Annotated in this window: 20 protein-coding genes; 5 read left to right on the forward strand and 15 right to left on the reverse strand. The window is 50.1% G+C overall.

The genetic code is table 11. The features are described 5' to 3' along the window. Window positions 1–2: 2 nt before the first annotated feature. From SB752_RS16040 to SB752_RS16055, 4 genes are all read right to left on the reverse strand, one after another. Window positions 3–896 (reverse strand): ABC transporter permease, encoded by an 894-nt coding sequence (locus tag SB752_RS16040; RefSeq protein ID WP_410716628.1) that lies wholly within the window; start codon window positions 894–896, stop codon window positions 3–5. Further along, entirely contained in the window at window positions 893–1,819 is a 927-nt protein-coding gene (locus tag SB752_RS16045) for an ABC transporter ATP-binding protein (protein WP_410716629.1), read from the reverse strand. Before SB752_RS16045 ends, SB752_RS16040 begins: the two co-directional genes overlap by 4 nt. Then, complete coding sequence (locus tag SB752_RS16050) at window positions 1,816–4,185, reverse strand: DUF7408 domain-containing protein (protein WP_410716630.1); 2,370 nt, start codon at window positions 4,183–4,185, stop codon at window positions 1,816–1,818. Before SB752_RS16050 ends, SB752_RS16045 begins: the two co-directional genes overlap by 4 nt. 343 nt (window positions 4,186–4,528) lie before the next feature. Then, a complete protein-coding gene (locus SB752_RS16055) occupies window positions 4,529–5,503 on the reverse strand; it encodes a proline dehydrogenase family protein (protein ID WP_410716631.1) in 975 nt (324 codons plus the stop codon). A 127-nt stretch (window positions 5,504–5,630) separates the two neighbouring features. On the opposite strand from SB752_RS16055, the gene pdxR (SB752_RS16060) reads away from it, so the two are divergent. After that, complete coding sequence (pdxR, locus tag SB752_RS16060; RefSeq protein ID WP_410716632.1) at window positions 5,631–7,064, forward strand: MocR-like pyridoxine biosynthesis transcription factor PdxR; 1,434 nt, start codon at window positions 5,631–5,633, stop codon at window positions 7,062–7,064. A gap of 428 nt (window positions 7,065–7,492) precedes the next feature. Here the strand turns inward: pdxR (SB752_RS16060) and SB752_RS16065 are convergent, their stop codons facing one another. The 4 genes from SB752_RS16065 to pdxR (SB752_RS16080) form a co-directional block, all read right to left on the reverse strand. Then, complete coding sequence (locus SB752_RS16065) at window positions 7,493–7,888, reverse strand: YvaD family protein (RefSeq protein ID WP_410716903.1); 396 nt, start codon at window positions 7,886–7,888, stop codon at window positions 7,493–7,495. 8 nt (window positions 7,889–7,896) lie between these two features. After that, complete coding sequence (locus SB752_RS16070; protein ID WP_410716633.1) at window positions 7,897–8,271, reverse strand: DMT family transporter; 375 nt, start codon at window positions 8,269–8,271, stop codon at window positions 7,897–7,899. Further along, window positions 8,268–8,846 (reverse strand): TetR/AcrR family transcriptional regulator, encoded by a 579-nt coding sequence (locus SB752_RS16075; protein ID WP_410716634.1) that lies wholly within the window; start codon window positions 8,844–8,846, stop codon window positions 8,268–8,270. The genes SB752_RS16070 and SB752_RS16075 overlap by 4 nt, the downstream gene beginning before the upstream one ends. A gap of 76 nt (window positions 8,847–8,922) precedes the next feature. Continuing rightward, window positions 8,923–10,377 carry a MocR-like pyridoxine biosynthesis transcription factor PdxR gene (gene pdxR / locus SB752_RS16080; RefSeq protein ID WP_410716635.1) on the reverse strand — a complete coding sequence of 485 codons (1,455 nt, stop codon included), beginning with the start codon at window positions 10,375–10,377 and terminating at the stop codon, window positions 8,923–8,925. 197 nt (window positions 10,378–10,574) lie between these two features. Here pdxR (SB752_RS16080) and SB752_RS16085 point away from each other — a divergent pair, with 197 nt between their 5' ends. Next, window positions 10,575–11,147 carry a GNAT family N-acetyltransferase gene (locus tag SB752_RS16085; protein ID WP_410716636.1) on the forward strand — a complete coding sequence of 191 codons (573 nt, stop codon included), beginning with the start codon at window positions 10,575–10,577 and terminating at the stop codon, window positions 11,145–11,147. 98 nt (window positions 11,148–11,245) lie between these two features. Here the strand turns inward: SB752_RS16085 and SB752_RS16090 are convergent, their stop codons facing one another. The 3 genes from SB752_RS16090 to SB752_RS16100 form a co-directional block, all read right to left on the reverse strand. Then, the gene (locus SB752_RS16090; RefSeq protein WP_410716637.1) at window positions 11,246–12,685 is read right to left on the reverse strand and encodes a ribonuclease H-like domain-containing protein; all 1,440 of its coding nucleotides are present in this window, start codon (window positions 12,683–12,685) and stop codon (window positions 11,246–11,248) included. Further along, entirely contained in the window at window positions 12,675–14,957 is a 2,283-nt protein-coding gene (locus SB752_RS16095; protein WP_410716638.1) for a DEAD/DEAH box helicase, read from the reverse strand. Before SB752_RS16095 ends, SB752_RS16090 begins: the two co-directional genes overlap by 11 nt. 667 nt (window positions 14,958–15,624) lie before the next feature. Beyond that, window positions 15,625–16,221, reverse strand: a complete 597-nt coding sequence (locus SB752_RS16100) for a TetR/AcrR family transcriptional regulator (RefSeq protein ID WP_410716639.1) — start codon at window positions 16,219–16,221, stop codon at window positions 15,625–15,627. A gap of 153 nt (window positions 16,222–16,374) precedes the next feature. On the opposite strand from SB752_RS16100, the gene SB752_RS16105 reads away from it, so the two are divergent. The 3 genes from SB752_RS16105 (at window position 16,375) to SB752_RS16115 (ending at window position 18,661) form a co-directional block, all read left to right on the forward strand. Beyond that, entirely contained in the window at window positions 16,375–16,923 is a 549-nt protein-coding gene (locus tag SB752_RS16105; protein ID WP_410716640.1) for a hypothetical protein, read from the forward strand. A gap of 96 nt (window positions 16,924–17,019) precedes the next feature. After that, window positions 17,020–18,207, forward strand: a complete 1,188-nt coding sequence (locus SB752_RS16110; RefSeq protein ID WP_410716641.1) for an oxalate decarboxylase family bicupin — start codon at window positions 17,020–17,022, stop codon at window positions 18,205–18,207. Between the two features lie 73 nt (window positions 18,208–18,280). Beyond that, the gene (locus SB752_RS16115) at window positions 18,281–18,661 is read left to right on the forward strand and encodes a DoxX family protein (protein WP_213025233.1); all 381 of its coding nucleotides are present in this window, start codon (window positions 18,281–18,283) and stop codon (window positions 18,659–18,661) included. A gap of 78 nt (window positions 18,662–18,739) precedes the next feature. Here SB752_RS16115 and SB752_RS16120 read toward each other — a convergent pair whose 3' ends face one another. Genes SB752_RS16120 through SB752_RS16135 form a run of 4 tightly spaced genes read right to left on the reverse strand, consistent with a single transcriptional unit; the run spans window position 18,740 to window position 21,188 of the window. Continuing rightward, window positions 18,740–19,378 (reverse strand): hypothetical protein, encoded by a 639-nt coding sequence (locus SB752_RS16120; RefSeq protein ID WP_410716642.1) that lies wholly within the window; start codon window positions 19,376–19,378, stop codon window positions 18,740–18,742. Window positions 19,379–19,394: 16 nt separating this feature from the next. Beyond that, window positions 19,395–19,952 (reverse strand): peroxiredoxin family protein, encoded by a 558-nt coding sequence (locus SB752_RS16125; RefSeq protein ID WP_410716643.1) that lies wholly within the window; start codon window positions 19,950–19,952, stop codon window positions 19,395–19,397. A gap of 20 nt (window positions 19,953–19,972) precedes the next feature. Next, window positions 19,973–20,695 carry a cytochrome c biogenesis CcdA family protein gene (locus SB752_RS16130; RefSeq protein WP_410716644.1) on the reverse strand — a complete coding sequence of 241 codons (723 nt, stop codon included), beginning with the start codon at window positions 20,693–20,695 and terminating at the stop codon, window positions 19,973–19,975. Continuing rightward, the gene (locus SB752_RS16135; RefSeq protein ID WP_410716645.1) at window positions 20,688–21,188 is read right to left on the reverse strand and encodes a hypothetical protein; all 501 of its coding nucleotides are present in this window, start codon (window positions 21,186–21,188) and stop codon (window positions 20,688–20,690) included. The genes SB752_RS16130 and SB752_RS16135 overlap by 8 nt, the downstream gene beginning before the upstream one ends. Window positions 21,189–21,193 lie beyond the last annotated feature (5 nt).

Below are 21,193 nucleotides of genomic sequence, written 5' to 3' on the forward strand. Positions count from 1 at the left end.
GTTTATCGCTCCACTTGAGCGGATTTGCGGAATCGTGGTCGTACTGGCTGAATAAAGTAAATCGCCAGGAGCAAGCAGACGACCGTAACAAGCGCCAAAAAGAGGCAGTAATACCAGAATGGATCGATATTCAACATTGTAAATTGCGTATTGTTCATTCTCGTCAAATCCCGGACAGGACCTTCTCCAAAAATATTCAGCATCGCAAACAGCGGATTGATACTGTGCAAAAGATCCGGCCAAAGCGGAAATGGAGCTTGAGTCGCGTAATTCACTCGGCGCTGATAACGGATCAGCTCGCGAATGATCTCTGCAAGTACACTAGAGCCGATCGCAAATCCGAAAACGATCGCGTAGCTAACTACCGTTGCAATTCCCGTCCGCTTAATAAGCGTGGACAGTAGCACACCGATACTGCCAATACAAAACATTGTAATGACATAAAAGCCAAACACCTTGAATAATTGCCCCGGCGAAATTCCCCCGTACAAAAAGACAATGGCGTACAACGGAATCGTCGAAAATACGAGAAACGTCATAAAGCTAAGTGATGCGAGCCATTTTCCCAGAATCAGTCTGGTCGCACTCACGTTGGTCGTGAGCAGAATGCTCAGAGTCTGCCGCTCACGCTCACCCGAGATGACACCAGCCGTCAGCCCCGGAACAACAAACCCGATCATACCAAGCTGCAATATAGAGAGGATCATGAACAGCTCGCGGGTCTGGTTGGGATTGTAGTAGGTCCCTCCGTTCGTCTGTAGGAAAATGTAAAGCAGCGTCATCCCGCCAAGTGTCAGCAAGTACAGGAAAATAATCCATGGGGAGCGGTTCGTGCGCATCCGCATTTTCCACTCATTAAATAAAACAGGGTTGCGCAATCGCTTCAAAACGTTCATGAGCCCACCCCCTTCGTAATTTCCAGGAAGATTTCTTCCAGATCACCAACCGTCTCATTGAACGCCGCTACGGGAAAGCCTGCTACTGCCAGGTCTCGCAATAGCTCCACCTGCTGCTCGTCATTCCCGGAAAATCCGGCTACAATCCAGTTTCCTTCTCTGGTTACGTTGGTAATCACAGGCATTTCACGCATACGCGTCATCGCTTCCTCTACCTGATCCAACAAGCGAATGCGCAGTACGCGCTGCTCCTGCATTTTGGAGTAAATTTCGTCCACGCGTCCAAAGGCAACCAGATTGCCCTCTTCCACGATTCCGATCACATCACACATCTCTGCCAGCTCCGGCAAAATGTGCGAGCTAATAATAATCGTCTTGCCCATATCACGCAGTTCTTTTAAAATCTCGCGCAGCTCAATTCGCGCACGCGGGTCCAGACCAGAAGCAGGCTCATCTAAAATGAGCACTTCCGGATTGTGAACAAGCGACCTTGCAAGGCCCAGCCGTTGCTTCATCCCGCGGGACAGAGAATCTACGTAAGCATCCCGCTTGTGACTAAGATTGACCAGCTCCAGCAATTGAGGGATGATCTGTTTTCTTTCGGCTGCCGGGATATCGTAGTTGGCCCCGTAAAAATCCAGGTACTCCTCTGCTGTCAAATTATCGTAAACGCCAAAAAAGTCAGGCATGTAGCCAATCAGCTTGCGAACTTCCTTTGGATTCTTCGTTACTTCGTATCCGCCCACATATGCCTTTCCACTTGTCGGTTCCAGAAGCGTGGCCAAAATGGACATCGTCGTTGATTTTCCTGCACCATTCGGACCGACAAAACCAAACACCGTTCCCTTGTCAATCTCAAGCGACAGTCCCTTCAAAGCCTCCATTTTGCCATAGCGCTTCCGCAAATTTTGAATCTGAATCACGGGTTACTCACCTTCCCTTCCACACTGACATTTGGAATCCCAATGTGGCGATGATCACCAAACTGGTGGGCAAACTTGAGTCGGATAATTCCATCAGCAGATAGGAAGCTGCCTGCCTTGTCTCCCGTCATGACGTTGTTGGTAAACACTTTTTCAAACGGCTCGTATGCCTTGGTCTTCCAGTTGTATACATCTTTGGAAAATGGCGTATTGTCATCCGACCATGTATACAAATACAAATTGGTGATGCTCAGCTTCTTTTCATCCCGATACAGGTTGATATCAAAGGTAATGTCTCCAGCCGGCAGCCTGTAGCCCTCGCCCTCATCCTCTACAGGAACGGAGCTTCCAGACATCGTCACATCGAATGTACCTACCGGGTAATACACGTGTCCGTCCTTGGACGGTTTTACTTCCAGAGCAGATGTAATTAAAGAGATGCTGTCGGATTTGACTTTTTCATTTTGCACGGCCGCCTCTACGATTGGCTGATCCGTCCAGCCCGCAATCATCACTTCTGATTGAACCCCTCGTCTCTGCCAATACTCCACCATGTCCAGCATGATCTCTTCACGAGATTGTTCCCGTGGAGTCTGCTGCAATCGTTGTGGCAGCAATTGCGTGGCCAGACGCTGTTTCTGATTGTTTCTCATTTGCGCTGACGGCTGGAACGGCAGATTCACTTCTACACTTGCGCCAGGCGAAAGTTCCGGGAACTCCTGTGTCTGTGCACTGGAGGCAATTTTTACTTCTTTAAGCGTATAATTCGTCTTATTTGTTACGGTCCCAGTCAATGCTCCATTCGCGTAGGACAAATTGGATTCGATCGTGCCTGCATCGGGAATCATTCTCTCTGATGCAACCTTGCGCATCGACCAAAATTCTACGTCACGGAACTGAATCTCCGACTGGTCGGCTTGAATCGACGCCCAAATCTTTGGAATTTCATCGGTTCGACGGCTTTCCAAAATCGGCTGGGACAACCCCTGGCCTTTGATCGTTACTTTGTAATCTCCGCTGCTTGGTACGAAAAATGCCGTAACTGCTTTCGCCTTCGCTTGTCCATCATTTGTCAGCTGAACGAAGCCTGTCTGGTGAACCATGACACCAGTGCCGCGCTGCATGGCACCAAAGGAGAAGATGCCGATTCCAGTTACAATCGCAAGCCCAGGAACGATTACCCACATGTAGCTCTGCTTACGCTTCACTCGCAAAATGAAATACAAAACAGGTCCAGCAATCAGGGCATACACCCCAAAAAACAGCGCAAACCAGCTAACCTCTGGAATTTTCAAAGCTGGAATCCGGTCAGCTGCCTCTTGGAGCGGCCACAAGCGATCTAAGTTGGACATTCGCGAGCTATCGAGTGACGAGCCAAATGCTTTGATCAGCGTATCCGCCCAGAAGCGACTATTCCCCGCCCAGCTGGCTACCGGTTCTTCCGCCAAATCATACGCAGCGTACAGAACTTTTCCTTCTCCTGCGTTTTGGACGGCAAACAGTGGCACACCACCCTCAGCGTACAGCGTTTTTCCTTTTGTCAGTCTACCATTACTGATCGTGAATGGTGCGGTCAGCTCAATCGGCTTGTTCTTATCCGCAACCAGGCTGGATAGCGAGTTCACAGTCGTCACTCCGGTTACTTCCACCGGAGACAAATCAGCCAGTGCCCCTGCTGTTTTCTTGTACTGCGCTCCCCCCGCCATCACCAAAAGACCGCCTGATTTTGTCCAGTCACGAATCGCTTGGATTTGCTGTTCGTTCAATGTATCGAGGGCGAAATTATTCAAAACGAGCATGTTTATCATCTGAAGCTGTGCCCCTGAGGTCGGAATCTGCTCCGGCTTCATTGGGTGCACCCTCACATCATAGGAAACGGCATTCTTAGGCAAGACCCCCAAGAAATTGGCTGTATCCTGACTTTGGGCAAGGACCCCTACCATCAGCGTATCGTAGTTGTAGCGCTTTCCTCCGACAGGCGTTTGCGCGACAATCTTGCCGTTTTTCATCAAAGCTACGTATGTATTGCTGTTCAGCTCTGAGCCAGGAACGGTAATCGTCACCTGCTTCGTGGCGCCCTTTGCTATCGAAACGCTCTGATAGTACCCTACTGAAAACTCGTTATTCCCCCTGTTTCCGGTAGCTACTAAAAGCTCACCCTCTATATCCGCACCTCCGTTTGTGACAGACACCTGAACAGGAACAATTCCGAATTCCTTGTATTCCCCTCCGATCCCTGCTATCACGGATAGCTGGATTGCCTCCTCTGCATGGGCGATCGGAGCCAGGCTGCTAGGACCTCCCGCTATTAGGAGCAGGAACGCAAAAATGGCAATCAGCCACCTTCTGCACTTCGCCGTTTTCATTCGCTTTATACCTCCATGAACAGTTTCTCTCCATACAAATCGTTCATTTCCTATTATTAATGACGATGAATACGGTAAAAAAGCTACAGTCTATTTTTTCGGTAGCAGGAACTGGCGATGGAGCCCTCCCGCAAGTGATGGACGGATTCGGAGCAATCACGCCACCATTCCCGTTCACTGGAAGGCTGGAGTAAACACCATTCGCGCCGAGCTTACGAATCAAGACGCCTTTGGCTGGGGCTTGTATGTACGAACAGGATTAAGCAAGGAACAAACCAAATAGCTATTTATGCTGATTAAGCCACCTCTCAAAAATGGAGGTGGCTTCGTTCATTTTCTTCCCCTATTTGTATGTAGCTGCCTTATAGGCGGATTCATCAATCCGTGACGGGTCAAACATGTCCGCGATCGCCTGATGAACATGTGGTGGATATTCTGCCAGTCGGTGACATAAGTACAAAAACCATTTGGTGCCATAGGTGAGATAAATCCGTACCGGAACTCCCTGCTCTCGCAATCTACTTGCCAGCTCGGGACGAACGCCATACAGCAGCTCCAGCTCTACGTTTGCTCTCGACACATAGTCTCGTTGCTTGAGTGCTTCAACCAGCGATTGGTCATGTGTAGCAAAGGAGCACGGCTTTCCTGCCTGCAAACAAATATCGGCCAGCTGCAAATACCGCTCGTTCAGCTCTGTGGATCGCGGCAGCGCAAGCTCACGCGGCTCCATGAACGCGCCTTTGACCAAGCGGACCTTGCCCGGCAATCCCACTACCCGCTTCATATCCTCCAGCGAGCGGTGCAGATGCGCCTGAATCGTGATTCCCACATTTTCATGACGGTGCGCCAGACGCTCGTACATACTCACGATCGCTTCTGTCTTGGCTGACTCCTCCATGCTGATCATCAAATACTGTCCGGATTGCTTGGCCACCTCTGCCAGCTCATCAACGAGAGCAAAAGTCGTTTCAGGCTGGATGAGCAGCCCCAGATGCGACAGATCAAATGAGATCCCAGCTGGTGCATTCAGCTGTGCACAAGCTTTTGTCAAAGCGAGAAATTCCTGCTGTACTTGATTTGCCGCTTCTACATCCAGCGTGTTTTCTCCGATTTGCTCTACGGACAGACGATAGCCCCTACTCTCCAGCCTCTTGGCGACAGCCATCGCATCCTCGCGTGTTTCACCTGTTACATAGCGCTTCGCCGCAGCCAGCAGTAACGGATATAGCTGCGTTGATTGCAATACAGCCTCCTTGATGCGCTCATCGCGCGCTATCGTGCGTAAAATGTGGGCTGTGTTTTGCTCGTCAACTGTCATTTTTACTCGCTCCTTTTATCATGGCGTCGTCTTCTCTTCCTTCACCGTACCATGATAAGCTGAAGACAATCAGATCCAGTTCACCCTTATTTGAACAGGACCAGTTTGGCTAGGAGGCTGCCTCGTTTTGCTATGGATGAGCATTGATCGTGAAAAACCGATGTCCTTAATCAGACAATTGTACACAGAAATTCGCACCAAGATTTTGCAAGGCGAGATTACTACCGGGTACAAGCTCCCTTCTACCCGCAGCCTGGCAACCGAACTACAGGTTTCACGCAATGTAGTCGTGGAGGCTTATGATCAGCTTTTGGCAGAAGGCTATATCGAAAGCACGCAAGGCTCTGGCTATTTCGTTGCTTCTGGCACCTATTTGGAGCAGCATGCGCGAAATAGGAAGCAAGCTGAACTACAACCGCAAAACACAGGAGAAGAAGCTGAGCCCTGTATTGATTTTCGTTCAGGAGTTCCTGCCTTGGAGCTATTTCCACGGACTGCATGGGGAAAAATGGTGCAGCGTGTTTGTCAGGAAGCACCTGCTTCAGCTTTTGGCTACGGTCGACCCGAAGGCCAGCCGGAGCTGCGCGAGGTATTGAGCCGTTATTTGTATCGAATGCGCGGTGTCCAGTGTGAGCCTTGGCAAATTGTGATGACCTCAGGTGCGACTCAAGCGCTCTCGTTAATCGCCAAAGTGCTGCTTTTTCCCGGCAGCACGGTACAGATGGAAGACCCAATTACGCATGATATCCAAACCATTTTCCGCTCTGCCGGAGCTGCGATCCAACCAGTAGCGACAGATGTTCACGGCATGGTCATGGAGAGTTTGCCGAAATCACCTCTCACCACTCCCAGCTTTGTATTTGTCACACCCTCACATCAGTTTCCTTTGGGCGGGACATTGCCCATTCAGCGCAGAATCCAGCTGATTCAGCATGCGCGTGAGATGGACTGCTACATCGTGGAGGATGACTATGACAGCGAATTCCGTTACGAAAGTGCTCCGATCAGCTCGATCCAAGGCTTAGCACCGGATCGCGTTATTTACATCGGTTCGTTCAGCAAGATTTTATCTCCTGGTCTGCGCCTCGGCTATCTGGTGCTCCCTCCCTCTTTGGTCAAGCCGTATCAGGAGGCAAAATGGTTCGCAGATTTACATACGTCTACGCTCGATCAGCTCGCTCTTGGTCACTTTATCGAAGAAGGCCATCTGGAAAAATACATCAACCGCGTGAAAAAGCTGTACAAAAAACGGCGAAAATGCCTGACAGATGCACTCCGCCAAGCATTTGGAGAGCAGGTATGCATATGGGGCGAATCTGCCGGCTTGCATATTGTGGTTTCCTTCGCGGGGATAACATTCACACATGAGCACTTCGCAGCTTTGGAAGCGAACGGCGTGCGACTATATCCTGTGGAGGAGCATGCGATTATCAAAGGCCGGCACGAGGACAAGGTAATCATCGGATACGGAAATGTGTCGGAAGAGCAGATTCAAGAAGGTATCAGCAGGATGAAATCCGTTTTAGATCCATCGATACGAAAAGAGCCACATCCCCGTTAATGGCGGATCTGGCTCTTCGCTATTCTTTCAGGTAAGAAAATATGAATTAGTATCTACGACGACCTCGACAACATTCTGGTGGGCAAAACCGACAATGATCTGGACATCTGCGGCGTCTATGATCCATACCCTGACTACTCCCATATCCTTGACCTGGAGGCTGTGGATATCCTGGTCTTTGCTGTGATGGATAATAGGAAGACTGACCATAACCATAGAACGAAGATTGCGATGACGGCCAATGCGCACTCGGATAATACATGCTGTCGCCCTCTTTCCTCTTATTTTTGATGACTATATGTGTATATGCAGGGTGTCATTTACCTGCATAGACGCGTGACATCATCCAGCGGAAAATAGGGTACCTACCTATGTTTTCTATCAACATCTGCCCTGATTGCACCTGTCCACCTATCATTGAAATCTGCTTATGAGACTGCGCTTCGTTCGCGCATAAAACGGGGCAGAAAAAACAACGGGTAGATCAGCAAATACAAATTCGGAATCCACCAGCTCCAATCAAAATCGGCTTTGAACGCCCAAAAAGCAATGGCCTGCAAGCCCGAGCAAAATGTAAGCACCAGTGAGAGCAGCGCCAACTGCTGCCAGCTGCCCTTCCCTTTGTGATAGGCATACAAGCTGGCAAATCCGGTCAGCGAAATAAAAATGTCCAGCGGAAAGAACGACAGGTTCCACGCTACCAGATTGGTATCAGTATAATCCTGGTACATGTATTGCTTTGGCAGTACCTCTAAAAAGGTAATCAGCCAGTACACCACAAACCCCACGTCGGTTAGCCAAAAAAATGGACGCAGCCGTCTCATCGTTCCATTCATTTTGCAACCATTCCCGTATCCTGTGGAGGCTTTGTCGCTTGCTGACCATGTGCCCCGTCTCCCAGATTCAACAAGACGCAGCCCGCGATAATTAAGCCAAGCGCAATCACCTTTTTAACGGTAAACGCATCCTTGAACACAATCACCCCGATGATCGCCACGATTGCAGTGCCGAGCCCTGACCAGATCGCGTAGGCAACGCCGACCTCCATCTCTTTGAGCGCCATGCTTAGTGACGAAAAGCATAGCACGTAGAAAATAAACATCATGACACTTGGGACAGGCTTGCTCAGCCCCTCGGACAGCTTCATAGAAGTCGTGCCTGCCACTTCCAGCAAAATTGCCATCAACAAATAAATCCAGCTCGTCATTTCTCCCCCTCTCCTCCTGTCTTCACAGCCAAAACACCGCCCAGTAAAATATCAATCATGGCATCCAATGCTTCGCTGATCGTCATCTGATGATTGCCTGCTATCTGCTGATCAATGAGCTGCTCGATGCCACCCGTGTACATTTGAATCAGGACAGGCAACTGGATTTTTCGAAAAATCCCTTTCTCGGCACCGTGCTCAAGAATGATTCGAACATGCTCCCACTCTTGTTGGTTAAATTCTTCAATCATCTTCCACTGCTCAGGATAATAACGCTTGAGCTCATACCATACCCGCAAATCCGTACGGGCGAAGCTGTTTGGCACCAAGGCCAAAAGCTGCCTCATTTTTTCGGCCAAGTCCATCTGGCGATCGTGCAAAATCTGATCCTCACGCTCCCGTATATCCTGCAGGCTTTCCTCAATCACATGTGAAATCAGCACTTCCTTGGATGGAAAATGGGCATACAAGGTCTTCGTACTCATCGCTGCTCTGCGTGCCAAATCGGACATCGTGAACCGTACGCCCCGTGCCTCTATTTCCTGAATCGCACACTGGATAATCCGCTCTTGCATGAGCGTATGACACTCCCTTCCGAAAACAAGGAAAATATTTTGTTTTCTATATTTTCCACTACCAGCTATCCTTTTGTCAACTGTCTCGAAACCATGCTTGGTACAGCGCTTTGATCCCCCGCTCGATTTGATCCAGCGGAATGCCTGCGAATCCGAGAAAAAACTCCTTGGGCATCACTTGCGGAGGGGACAGCCATGTAAACGATGCTGAAGATGCTCTCACACCTGCCTGAATCGCAAGCTGCTTCAGCTCCTCCTCGCTTTTCTCAGAGTGCACACGCAGCAGCACGTGAAAGCCTGCATCCTTTCCAATTACGCGAACCCGATCGTCAAAATGTCCTTGGACAGCCTCCAGCAGGGTATCATGCTTTTTGCGATAGTGACTTCTCATTTTGCGGACATGCTTTTCGAACAAGCCCTTTTCCATAAACGCCTGCAAGGTTCGCTGATGCAGCCGAGACGCTGACTGCTCCAAAAGTGTCGCTCGAAGCAGACTGTAGTAGCTCTCCATGAGTGTTTCAGGCAAAACCATGTACCAGACGCCGATTGCCGGGGCCATGACCTGCGCAAATCCCCCCATGTAAATGACGTTTGCATTCGGAACCAGACCTTGCAGAGAAGGGATTGGTCTGCCATGATAGCGAAACTCTCCGTCGTAATCGTCCTCGATGATATAACCGGAAACCGCTTGAGCCCACTCCAGCACTTGCAGCCGCTTGGACACGGGCATGATCATCCCGCGTGGATATTGATGGGAAGGCGACACGACAACCACTCCAACATCCGCAGCATACAGCTCACTGATACTGATCCCGTCTTCCTCCAGCGCAATCGGTACTGCTTCGTATCCATGCTGGCGAAACGTATTGGCATACAGGAGATATCCCGGATTCTCCACTCCCACGCGCTTATGCTTGTGACCTAGCATCAAGCTGATGAGCGAGAGCAAGCCGAACTGATCAGCCCCAATCACGATCTGGTCTGGCTGACAAACGACACCGCGATAGCGATGAAGATAGCTTGCAATTTGCTGGCGTAGACCAGATTCACCCTGTGGGTCACCGTAAAAAAGCTCCTCCTGCTGCTCCAGGCGCATCGTCTGATTATACAGGCGACGCCAATCCGCATACGGAAAAAGCGTATAGTCATTTTGGGACATGTGAAAGTCATACTTGTATGTTTTATCGTCACGCAGCAGAGGGCGTCTGCTTGTAATGGCCTCGGATTGCTGATGACTAGAACCATACCCGCTATGTCCTGCCCTCTCTGGCCTTACCTCTGGATCGGGCAATGCCTCCACATAATATCCGCTACGCGGCTTGCTCTGGATAAACCCTTCTGCCAAAAGCTGCTGGTACGCCATTTCGACTGGTGTCGTACTCAGTCCGAGCAAATCAGCCAGCTTGCGGACGGAGGGCAAGCGAGTATGTTCAGTCAGTCTTCCTGTGACAATTTCATTTTTCAGAGCGGTATAAAGCTGTACATATTGGGGCTCGTCCCCACTATCATTCCATTTCGGGGTCAGAAGCATCTACTTTCACCTCAATCTGTCGTTTCAAATCTTGCAAAACTGTCCATTTTCAAGTATACACAATTCCACTATTCTATAAGAAAACCTCTATCAAGGCTTTCTCAAGGAGGAGCGACCGCGTTTTAGCCGAAAGTTTCCATGCGCTCCAGAATTCATCCTTGGCAGGACGATTCAAAACAAACAGGAGGATACCACAAATGTCTATTCATGCACATACGAATGCTCCAGTTCGCTTTTTGGAAGGCAAGCAAGTCTATTTGCGACCGGTTGGACAAGAAGATAGCGAGTTTTACTACCGCTCGTTATACAGCAAGGAAACGCGCAAGCTGACAGGGACACAGAAGCACTACACACGCGAGCAGATCCAGCAATACATCGAGAGCAAAGGACAGGATTCATCCAGCGTTCTGCTATTGATCGCCCTGTGCGAAAATGATCAGGTCATTGGCGATATCCAGATTGGCGACATCGATACATTCAACCGCAACGCGTTTATCCGTATCGCTATCGATCAGTCAGCCTACCAAGGAAAAGGGTACGGGAGTGAAGCCATACAGCTAATGCTGGACTACGGCTTCGGCATCCTCAACCTGCACCGGATTGAACTGAATGTTTTCGCCTACAATGCACGTGCGATCCATACATATGAAAAACTCGGCTTTGTGCAGGAAGGCGTACAGCGACAAGCGCTTTATTACGACCATGCGTACCATGACTCCATCCTCATGTCGATGCTCGCTGACGAGTACCGGGCGAAATATGGAAAATAGCTTTGGCGCGAAAACGAGCAAGCTCTCCCCAAGCCAGCGCATACAAAATTGGCCCTTAGGTGGATTCCTAAGGGCTTCTTTTTCTACAGCTTATTCAGCTATTTGCTTTGTTCGTCTCCTGTCCAATCAAACAACCCGGAAGCCAAGCCATCCTCCTCCGCATGGCTTCCCCGTCCTTTTGCTTCCAGCCGCTCAATCCGCTTCTGATACGCCAGCGCGTCCGCCTTGGACCTGTTGCGCAAAAGACTTCCTCGCTTCTTCCACTGCTCGTATGCCTGCCGGGTATAGTACAGCGCCTTTTCCCAATCCCTGAACTGATGCTCGCATACCTTGGCTGCCTCGATATACACCTCTTCAGGAATGTAGTTGGACGATTTCATGCAAGACTCCCATACCTGCAGGGCCTGCTGATAGTTTTTTTGCTTTTTATAGAGATGTCCGATCGCCAGTCTCGCCCGATTGCTCCACGAATGATTGCTGCCTGCTACAAGTCGGTATCCATCCATGGCTGCCGCTTGATCACCCAGCGCTTCATACCATCTCGCAATCTCAAAGCGCTCCTCATGAGACACTGCTTCCCGCTCATGATGGAGCAACAGCCGCGTCATGTGAATATAGAGCGTGATAAGAGACAGCACGTCTGTCTCGTTATGGCGTAGTACACCTTCAATCACGTCAGGATCCTGCGAATGCAGAAAGTCAAAATACCGCACAGGAGCCAGGAAGCCAGGCAAGTCATCCTCACGGAAAACGTCCAGCTTTTCCTGCTCGATAATCCCCAGGCGGCACGATTCCAGCTCGGCCTTCCACAATCTCCGCGCCCCATGTAAAAGGTCCAAATGACCAAACGCGGGCAAAGCAGGCACCAGGTCGCGAATCAGCGTATGCCGCGTCCTCACTTGCGGCCAGTCAAACGATTTCCCGTTAAACGTTACGAGGTGCGAGGATTTCTCCGCTTGCTCCAAAAACGACTGGTACAACGTCACCTCCGCATGCGGAGCAGGAAGGAAATGCTGCCGAACGACAACCTCTTCCCCTTCAATACGGCTGTATCCCAACAAAAATACTGTATTGCCCGCACCTCCAGACAGCCCAGTCGTTTCTGTGTCAAAAAACAGCAGGTCTTCCGGGCGTCTGCCTGCCGTAGACAGCGGATGCTCTTTGCCAGATGCTTCCCAAGCCGAAATGACACCATGCAGCTCGGAAAAGGCATAAGCTCCGTGCTTTTGTGCGATGGGATATCGGACCTCGCGGATCATGACGTGCTCATCTTCCCAGATGTACGGCGACGCTTGGAGATTTTCCCACCGATCTGCATACGGAATTTCCGTCTCTTTCTCCTGTACCGGGATCTCCGTTTCTGTCGATGCTGATAGCGGCTGCGTAGCTTGCTGCGCCAAAGCTGACTCGTGGGCAAACTCTGCTGGTTCTTGCTCCACTGCCCCTGCCGCGACCGCTTCCGTCGACAGGGAAGCCGTTTTGTCCGTATCCTTGACCAAGTGCCCCTTCATCCGTTGCAGCTTGGATTTAAGAGACATACGCGCTTCCTCCTTGCGCGACACGCAGCAAGGTCATAGCCAGCTCCTTGCTGCCGTCATCCGTTGCTCCTACACAAGACGGACATCCTGACTCGCATGGACAAGAGACAATCATCCTCTCCGCCTGCATGAGAATCATCTCCATCTCCTTGTACACCTGCTCGCTCAGGCCAATTCCGCCGGGATAACGGTCATACAAGAAGATCGTCGGCTCCTGCGAATGAACGGCCTTACGTTGGGGAATGACGTGCAAATCCATCGGGTCACACATGACAAACAATGGAGCGACGTGCTGCAAAACATGCGCCAACCCGACCAGACCACGCTCCACATCCTCCGTGCCGATTTCCGTGAGCAGCGTCTCTGAAAAACCGATCCAGGCAGCATTCGTATGCAGCTCTTCTTCTGGCAAATGAATCGGGCCAGAGCCGATATTTTCATGCGTCTCGAATTTGATTTTTTTAAAGATCGTCGCCATCGCATGCACGGAAACCTCTCCGTAGGCAAACGCGCTTTGGGCATGGCTGCGGTACTGATCCTGCTCCAGCACCTTGAGCTGAACAGCCAGATTGGCATCCGTGTAGTAGTCGACCTGAACTTCGCGGACATACGCCTTCTTTTCCTCGTAATCGAGCTTTTCTACCTGGAATTGCGTGCCCTGATGCAGGTAAATGGCTTCGTCATGCAGCAGTGTCATCGAGCTGAACCGGTCCATTTCCCCGATTACTCGCTCATTACCCCGTTCGCTGATATCGATAATAACGACATTTTCCTGGGACGCCGACCGCAGGCTGATGTTATGCGCCGGGAACGAATCGTTCATCCAGAACCACTTGCCCTTTGAAAAATGCAGCACCTGCTCCTCCGTCAAAAACTCCAGAATCTCTACGATCTCTGCGCGTCCAAAACGATCTCCCTCGCGGAAAGGCAGCTCATAGGCGGCGCATTTGAGATGATCGACCAGTATGATCAGGTTGTCTGGGTTGATCCGCGCTGTCTCTGGACTGCGATCAAAAAAATACTCGGGATGAGCGATGACGTACTGATCCAACGGCGTCGAGCTGCCGACCATCACGACCACAGACTCTCCTTGTCGTCTCCCTGCACGACCCGCCTGCTGCCACGTACTCGCAACGGAGCCTGGATACCCGGTAATGACACACGCCTGCAGCTGACCGATATCGACACCCAGCTCCAATGCATTCGTACTGACAACACCCATGATTTCGCCGTTGCGCAGACCTCGTTCGATTTCCCGTCGCTGACTGGGCAAATACCCGCCACGGTATCCTTGGATCGTCTTGGGACCGAGCTTGCGCTTAATCAATTCCTGCAAGTAAGTCAGCAAAATTTCCACGCGCACGCGGCTTCTGGCAAACAAAATCGTCTGAATGCCGTTGGTCAAAAATTGCTCGGTAATGTCACGCGCTTCGAGTGTGGCGCTGCGCCGGATATTCAGCTGCCGATTGACCACCGGCGGATTGTAGAAAACAAAATGCTTTGTTCCCGCTGGCGCCCCATTATTGTCCACCAGTTCTACTTGCTCCTCGGTCAACAGCTCTGCCAGCTCCCTTGGATTGGCGATCGTAGCCGAGGTGCAAATAAATTGCGGATAACTTCCATAAAAGGCACAGATGCGTTTCAAGCGGCGAATCACGTTGGCAACGTGGCTGCCAAACACGCCTCGATACGTATGTAGCTCGTCGATGACGACATATTTCAGATGCTCAAAAAAGGAAACCCACTTGGTGTGATGCGGCAAGATGGCAGAATGAAGCATATCAGGGTTGGTAATGACGATATTGCCTGCTTTTCGAACCATCTGGCGTATGTTCGCTGGCGTGTCCCCATCGTATGTTTCCGATTTAATCGAAAGACCCATTTCGGAGATCAGCTCATGCAGCTCGGACTTTTGGTCTTGCGCCAGGGCTTTGGTCGGAAACAGGTAGAGTGCGCGAGCCCCGGTGTCCTCTGATAGCGTCTGCAGGATCGGCAGATGATAGCACATGCTTTTTCCAGAGGCGGTAGGCGTTACTGCTACGATATGTTTTCCCTCGCGTACGTGGCGAAAGGAGGTTTCTTGGTGAGTGTACAGCGAGGTGATTCCTCGTCTGACGAGTGCATCCTGTATGCGTGAATCCATTTCGAGAGGAAAAGGAACGGACTTTGCTTCGCGTGGAGGGATGACCTTCCAATGCGCAATGTTATCGCGAAAACGTTCATCTGTTTTTAAATAATCCAGTACGGCAGACATGTCTTTTTTTCGATTCATCTTCGTCACCTTCTTGCCCTTATTGTACGAATAGGCGTTCGGGTTGTAAATGTATAAATCCGGCATCAACTAAGTAGCTTTAAAAAAAGCAGAGGTTGGCGTGCTGTCGTGGTGGGGAGGAAAAAGGAGAAAACGCTCCAGCTTCTTGGGTACCTTGCTTGGGAGTCATTCCTGTACGGCTACATGCAAAAAGAGCTTCGCGGTTTTCTCCTTTTTCCTCGGTCCAGCTTTTGGTGTTTCTCGGGCTTTTTTGAAAGCTCCTCTAGTGATTTGTTTGGTGGAGGCAGGAAAAGATTCTAATAAAAAAGACGGGTACACGCATCGAAGATAAGACGATTCCATGAAGTGCCCACCTGGAGTTGATCTATTTACCTATTTACCTGCTAGCTGAAGAGTTAGTACCTTCCACTCTACTACTTCTTCGCCCGTTCTGTTATCATCTTCTCAAATGTAGAAGCCGCGATCCGCCAACAAACGAGCGTCCTGAAATTCGTAGATAATCGTATTCATAACTTCCTCCATACGTGCTCATCTACCTACGTGGTGGATAATCATTCTCAATATAATGAATAGAAGCAAAAGAGTCCTGGCTCTGCCTCAGACTCTCCCAACGCAAAAAAGGCAACCTCATTTACAAGCGCTGCCCTTTCCCTATTCTTTCAATTTTCTATGATCCTCTTTCAAATAACTCCGTTAGATGTTGGACCAGTATGCGCTCCATCCGCTCCCCGTCTAACCGCTTTGGATCAAGCAAGGCGTGTAGTGCCAAGCCATCGACAATTGCGTAAAGCTTTTCTGTCTCCAATTCCTTGTCCACATTTTTTGGAAGCAGACCGACGTGCTCAGCATAGTTCATCACCTTTTGCAATCCGGCATAAATCCCGTCGTGCATCGCATCAAACACGTCCTGCTTATGTCTGAAGTAAGCGGTAAATGCGAACCACACTTCCGCTTCTGCCATCTTCTCTTGATTGGTCGGGACTAGCTCCAGCAAGAGCATGATGATTTTTTCCTTCGGGGTAAATTGCTCCTGTAGACCGATTTTCTCAATGCGCGCTGTTGCTCTTTCTTTGACGAGCGTCATCGCATAAATCAGCAGCTCATCCTGTGTTGCAAAGTAATGTCGCAGAGCACCGAGTGATAATCCTGCTTCTTTTGCAATGTTGCGTACCGTTGCTCCCTCCATTCCCCGCTCTAAAATGATGCGCCACGTCGCTTCTGCAATTTGCTCTCTTCTTTTCTCGTGATCGATCAGTTTTGGCATAGCTGTATTTTATCAAGACCAATACACCCAAGCAACGAAATAATACAATTGTATTATTTAAAAGCAGATGCTAAAATATTTTTTGCAATACAGTTGTACTACAAAAATCGTATCCTGTTAAAGGAAGAGCGATCACAAGAGGAGACATGTCAGATGAACTTTATTGCATGGATGATCGTTGCGTGCGAAATCGCCTTTTGGGTGGTCATTGGCTTAGGGTTAGTCACACGATATATATTCAAGCAACAAAAGGCGGGACTGTTTTTGCTGGCGCTGACTCCCGTTGTCGATGTCATTTTGCTCGTCATCACCGGCGTGGACTTATACCGCGGTGCCAGCGCCACGACTGCTCATGCGCTCGCGGCTGTATATATCGGGGTATCGATCGCTTTTGGGAAGAGCATGATTCAATGGGCTGATGAAAAATTCCAGCACTACGTCTCCCGTACCTCCGCTGCAAAAACAAGGCGATACGGATTGGAGCATGCCAGACATTACGCTAAAAGCTGGTTCAAGCACCTTCTTGCCTTTGTTATTGGAGTAGGCATACTTCTCGCCATGATTTATTTCGTCAATGACTCTGCTCGGACAGAAGCCTTGTCAGGTATCATGCAGCTTTGGACCGTTGTCCTAGGGATTGATCTTGTGATCACGATCAGTTATTTCATTTGGCCAAGAAAAAGCAAAAGCACTAGCTCCTAGAGGGATACTTCCTTGTTTCGCATAAATGCCAAGCACTGGGCCATAGTCATGGGTAATGGAGCTGTTGGCTGTTTATGGACAAGGGAGGTTGATTAAATGGCCCCTCAAGATAAGGGAAATCAAGTACCACAGCCTATGAGAAGTGACGGGACTGGGTGGGTAGACTGCGGGCCGCGAAACACTATGCTCGATCGACAAAACCCGAATATGCTCGTCCCTCCTGTCACTGATTCGGGATTATTGCCGAATCTGAAGTTTTCGTTCTCGAATACGGCAATGACCCTGAATCATGGTGGCTGGTCCCGCGAAGTCACTGTGCGAGAGCTGCCGATTGCAACCACAATGGCAGGGGTAAACATGAGCTTGACGCCTGGTGGCGTGCGGGAGCTGCACTGGCATCAACAGGCTGAGTGGTCCTACATGCTGTTAGGTCGGGCACGGATTACTTCCGTCGATCAGCGTGGACGCAATTTTATCGCCGATATCGGTCCGGGCGATCTGTGGTATTTCCCTCCTGGTATCCCCCACTCGATTCAGGGGCTGGAGGAAGGCTGTGAATTTCTGCTAGTCTTCGACGATGGCAGCTTTTCCGATCTGAATACGTTATCGATCTCGGATTGGTTTGCGCACACGCCAAGGGATGTGCTTTCTGCCAATTTCGGTGTTCCCGAGTCTGCCTTCGACTGCATTCCTTCGAAACAAGTGTACATCTATCAGAGCGAGGTCCCAGGTCCGTTGGAGGTCGATGCAGTAGAGTCGCCATACGGAACGGTCCCGCTCAGCTTTACCCATCGCTTGCTCGCCCAAAAACCGCTCATCACACCCGGGGGCAGCGTCCGGATCGTAGATTCCCGTAATTTTCCTATCTCGCAAACGATTTCGGCAGCCCTTGTTGAGATACATCCGGGTGCGATGCGCGAGCTGCATTGGCATCCCAACAACGACGAATGGCAGTACTACATTTCGGGGCAGGCGCGCATGACAGTCTTTGACGGTAACGGAACGGCACGCACCTTTGACTACCGGGCTGGCGACGTCGGTTACGTCCCGTTTGCAACAGGTCATTACATCCAAAATACAGGGAATCAGACGGTATGGTTTCTGGAAATGTTCAAAAGCAACCGCTTTGTTGATGTGTCGCTGAACCAATGGATGGCGCTCACTACGCACGAGCTCGTTGCGTCGAATCTGAACGTAGGACCGGAGCTGCTCGATTTTCTGCGCAAGCAAAAATGGCCTGTGGTCAAATATCCGGGCTATGGCTACGATCCGACCAGAGAATAAATTCATCACCTTTTGGACAGTAAATAAATGAGTGATCGCACGCTATTGTCACTCCTGAAAGGTGATGAGCATTATGGTTGATCTCGGATTACTTGTCATTCGCCTTGTTTTAGGGTTAAGCTTTGTCGGGCATGGGAGTCAAAAATTGTTCGGGTGGTTTGGCGGACATGGAATCAAAGGGACTGGCGGCTGGATGGAATCAGTCGGGATTAAACCGGGTGTCCTCATGGCGACCATCGCGGGGATACTCGAATTTGTGGGCGGACTTCTCTTCGCTTCAGGGTTATTTTTCACTCTCGGTGCGGCAATGATTGTGATCGCCATGCTCGGTGCCATGAAGGTTCACCTGCCCAATGGCTATTGGATCGACAAAGGCGGTATTGAGTATTTGGTCGTCATCATCGCTGTAGCAGTTGGTTTGGCTCTGATCGGACCTGGCGCGTATTCGCTCTAGAGTTACGTACTTACTATTTTGCAAAAAAGAGGCTTGGTCTTAATAAAAGACCCGAGCCTCTTTTTTAATAAGATCATTTTACATCCATTCCAGCTGAACCTCGCTTACACCATAAATAGCAAGCGTATGAGCAAGCAGTACCTTCATCCGCTCGGCTTGGCTGGCGCTCACTTTCTCATCAGAACGAAGCGTAACCACACCCGACTGGTTTTGAAAAGAAACGGCTTCCAGTGAAGTCTGCGCGGGGAACGGATTTTCCAGTCCCTTTCGCTCAGCCTGTAGCAATTGCTGTATCGCTGTGATCCGAGGTGCCTTTACTGACGTCAAATTACAGTAGGTTACCTCAACCGGAACAATCTGCTCGGCGTCATACAAATAAACGGTGTAGACTTCCTCGGTCTGGCGGTTTTCTTCCCTATCCGCGACAGGAGCAAGTGCTCCTTCCTTGACCTGTTCGAATAGGCTGAGGATCTCTGCTGTCTCTTTGAAGCCTTCAAAGCGAAACAGCTCTTGCCCATTTTCAGCTAAAAAAAGTGTTGTCGGGTTCGCTTTGATTCGGTATCGATTGGTTGTTTGATGATCGGCGTCGACATAAACGATCTCATAGCCGACATCCTTTTTGACCAACAAAACCTCGCTGAGCACCGTCTGTATTGATCGCCCCAATGGACATGCCGATAATGTAAATAGCATCAATTTTGCAACCTGCTGAGTCACCCTCGTCTCCCCCTGTTTAGTTCATGCTTGAAATGGCTTTTTCCATTACTTCGTAGTTAATCGCGCCTTGGAACTTTTCCCGGATGACTCCATCAGCATCCAGAATATACGTGGTCGGATAGGCAACGACCTTGTACGCTTGTGTGACCTCCCCTTCCTGATCAAGCACAATTGGAAAGGTAAGCTGCTGCTCCTGCACAAAATCGGTGACGACGTCCATATTTTTCTCTGTAGGTGTTAAATTGACACCCAATATGACCACGTTTCTGTCTTTGTAATCGTCGTAAAACTTTTGCATGTGAGGCATTTCGACCCGACATGGAGGGCACCACGTCGCCCAAAAATTTACCAGAACGGTCTTGCCCGTAAAATCAGCCAGCTTGACCTGATTTCCGTTCAGATCGGTCAGCGAAAAGTCAGGCGCCACTTGCCCTTTTTGTGTACCCACCTCCAGATTGGCGATGTCTGCTCTTTTCGTCTGTCCCGTTTGTAACGACGATTTCTGCAACAGATCATACCCGCCATAAACGACAAGTCCAACCAATAAAATGATCGCGAGCATACTTTTTTTCAAGACTTTGCACCTCCCCTTCGTTAAAAGCCGATGTCCCAGAAGGTATATTGGGCTAGCCAGGCGCTAATTTTTTGCAGCTGCCCGCTAAACAGCAGCAGCCCCATTCCAATTAGCAGCCAACCATTGATTTTCGATAGGAGCGGTATCCATTTGTTCAGCTTTTTCATGATGCCAAGCGAATACGTCAGCAGCAACGAGATGAGCAAAAAGGGAACTCCGAGCCCAAGGGAATATACCGCCAGCATTCCAATCCCGTGCCATAATGTTTCTGTTGATCCGGCTAATAGCAAAATCGAGGACAAGGCTAGCCCTACACATGGACTCCAGCCAGCCCCGAACGCAAGACCAGTCAAAAACGAGCGAATCGTACCGCGGCTTATGTCCCACCTCGTTTCCCACGACTTGCCTGCCATCAACACACGCAGATTCAAAAAGCCGATCATCTGCAAGCCAAATATAACGATGAGCAGCCCGCTCACTTTCTGCACCAAATCACGTTCCTCGGCAAAAAAGCGCCCAATGAGGCTAGCGGATGCACCCATGGCAATGAAAATCAGACTAAAGCCGACAATAAAGCTGAGTGACTGATAGAGCAGCGTTCTCTTTTGCACGACCAGTCTGCCTTCGTGTATCGTCGAGCCCGTCAGATGGGACACATAAGCAGGGATGAGCGGAAAAACACAGGGAGACAAAAACGACAGCATTCCCGCGACAAACGCTAATACAATAGAGAGATTATCCATGTACATCCCCCTCTTGCCGCTTCTCCCGAAACCAGACCCAGCTTGTGAGGCATAATCCAGCTAGCAAAAAGGCATAGACCGATGGAGATTCCCCCAGCGCCAGCAGCAAAGCATGGTAGACCATCCAGCCCGCGAACCAAAACCACACGCCACTGTCCAGCCACAGCCTCACAGGCAGGCTTCGCTTCCGAAAGGCGTACCCGCTATAAACGATTGCAGCCAGACTCGCCGTCCATTGTCCCCGTTCCCCTCCATCAAAATACAAGAGCGACATCGGGTGGGAGATGACCTCCTGGGGATGAAACAGGAAATAGCTCGCCTTCCACATAAGGATCCAAAGCAAAAAGGCGTTTGCTGCCACAGACAAAATCAGTTTTTTATCGTTCCTGCCTCGCAAGCGGTAGTGCAGCATCAACCAGCCCGCAAGATAAAAGCTGAAAAACAGGACGAGCTGCCCGTTTACAACCAAAGAGCCTACTTGAAAGTTGTACAATGTTC

Origin of the sequence: Brevibacillus sp. SIMBA_040, assembly GCF_046535075.1 — a bacterium.
In the GTDB taxonomy this organism is placed as follows: Bacteria; Bacillota; Bacilli; order Brevibacillales; family Brevibacillaceae; genus Brevibacillus.

Bases quoted from the DNA above. Each gene is read 5' to 3' on its own strand.
- SB752_RS16055 (WP_410716631.1), bottom strand. From the start codon at position 5,503: ATGACAGTTGACGAGCAAAACACAGCCCACATTTTACGCACGATAGCG.
- SB752_RS16110 (WP_410716641.1), top strand. From the start codon at position 17,020: ATGGCCCCTCAAGATAAGGGAAATCAAGTACCACAGCCTATGAGAAGT.
- SB752_RS16090 (WP_410716637.1), bottom strand. From the start codon at position 12,685: ATGTCTCTTAAATCCAAGCTGCAACGGATGAAGGGGCACTTGGTCAAG.
- SB752_RS16105 (WP_410716640.1), top strand. From the start codon at position 16,375: ATGAACTTTATTGCATGGATGATCGTTGCGTGCGAAATCGCCTTTTGG.
- SB752_RS16100 (WP_410716639.1), bottom strand. From the start codon at position 16,221: ATGCCAAAACTGATCGATCACGAGAAAAGAAGAGAGCAAATTGCAGAA.
- SB752_RS16115 (WP_213025233.1), top strand. From the start codon at position 18,281: ATGGTTGATCTCGGATTACTTGTCATTCGCCTTGTTTTAGGGTTAAGC.
- pdxR (WP_410716635.1), bottom strand. From the start codon at position 10,377: ATGCTTCTGACCCCGAAATGGAATGATAGTGGGGACGAGCCCCAATAT.
- SB752_RS16040 (WP_410716628.1), bottom strand. From the start codon at position 896: ATGAACGTTTTGAAGCGATTGCGCAACCCTGTTTTATTTAATGAGTGG.
- SB752_RS16050 (WP_410716630.1), bottom strand. From the start codon at position 4,185: ATGAAAACGGCGAAGTGCAGAAGGTGGCTGATTGCCATTTTTGCGTTC.
- SB752_RS16095 (WP_410716638.1), bottom strand. From the start codon at position 14,957: ATGAATCGAAAAAAAGACATGTCTGCCGTACTGGATTATTTAAAAACA.
- SB752_RS16075 (WP_410716634.1), bottom strand. From the start codon at position 8,846: ATGCAAGAGCGGATTATCCAGTGTGCGATTCAGGAAATAGAGGCACGG.
- SB752_RS16070 (WP_410716633.1), bottom strand. From the start codon at position 8,271: ATGACGAGCTGGATTTATTTGTTGATGGCAATTTTGCTGGAAGTGGCA.
- SB752_RS16130 (WP_410716644.1), bottom strand. From the start codon at position 20,695: ATGGATAATCTCTCTATTGTATTAGCGTTTGTCGCGGGAATGCTGTCG.
- SB752_RS16065 (WP_410716903.1), bottom strand. From the start codon at position 7,888: ATGAGACGGCTGCGTCCATTTTTTTGGCTAACCGACGTGGGGTTTGTG.
- SB752_RS16085 (WP_410716636.1), top strand. From the start codon at position 10,575: ATGTCTATTCATGCACATACGAATGCTCCAGTTCGCTTTTTGGAAGGC.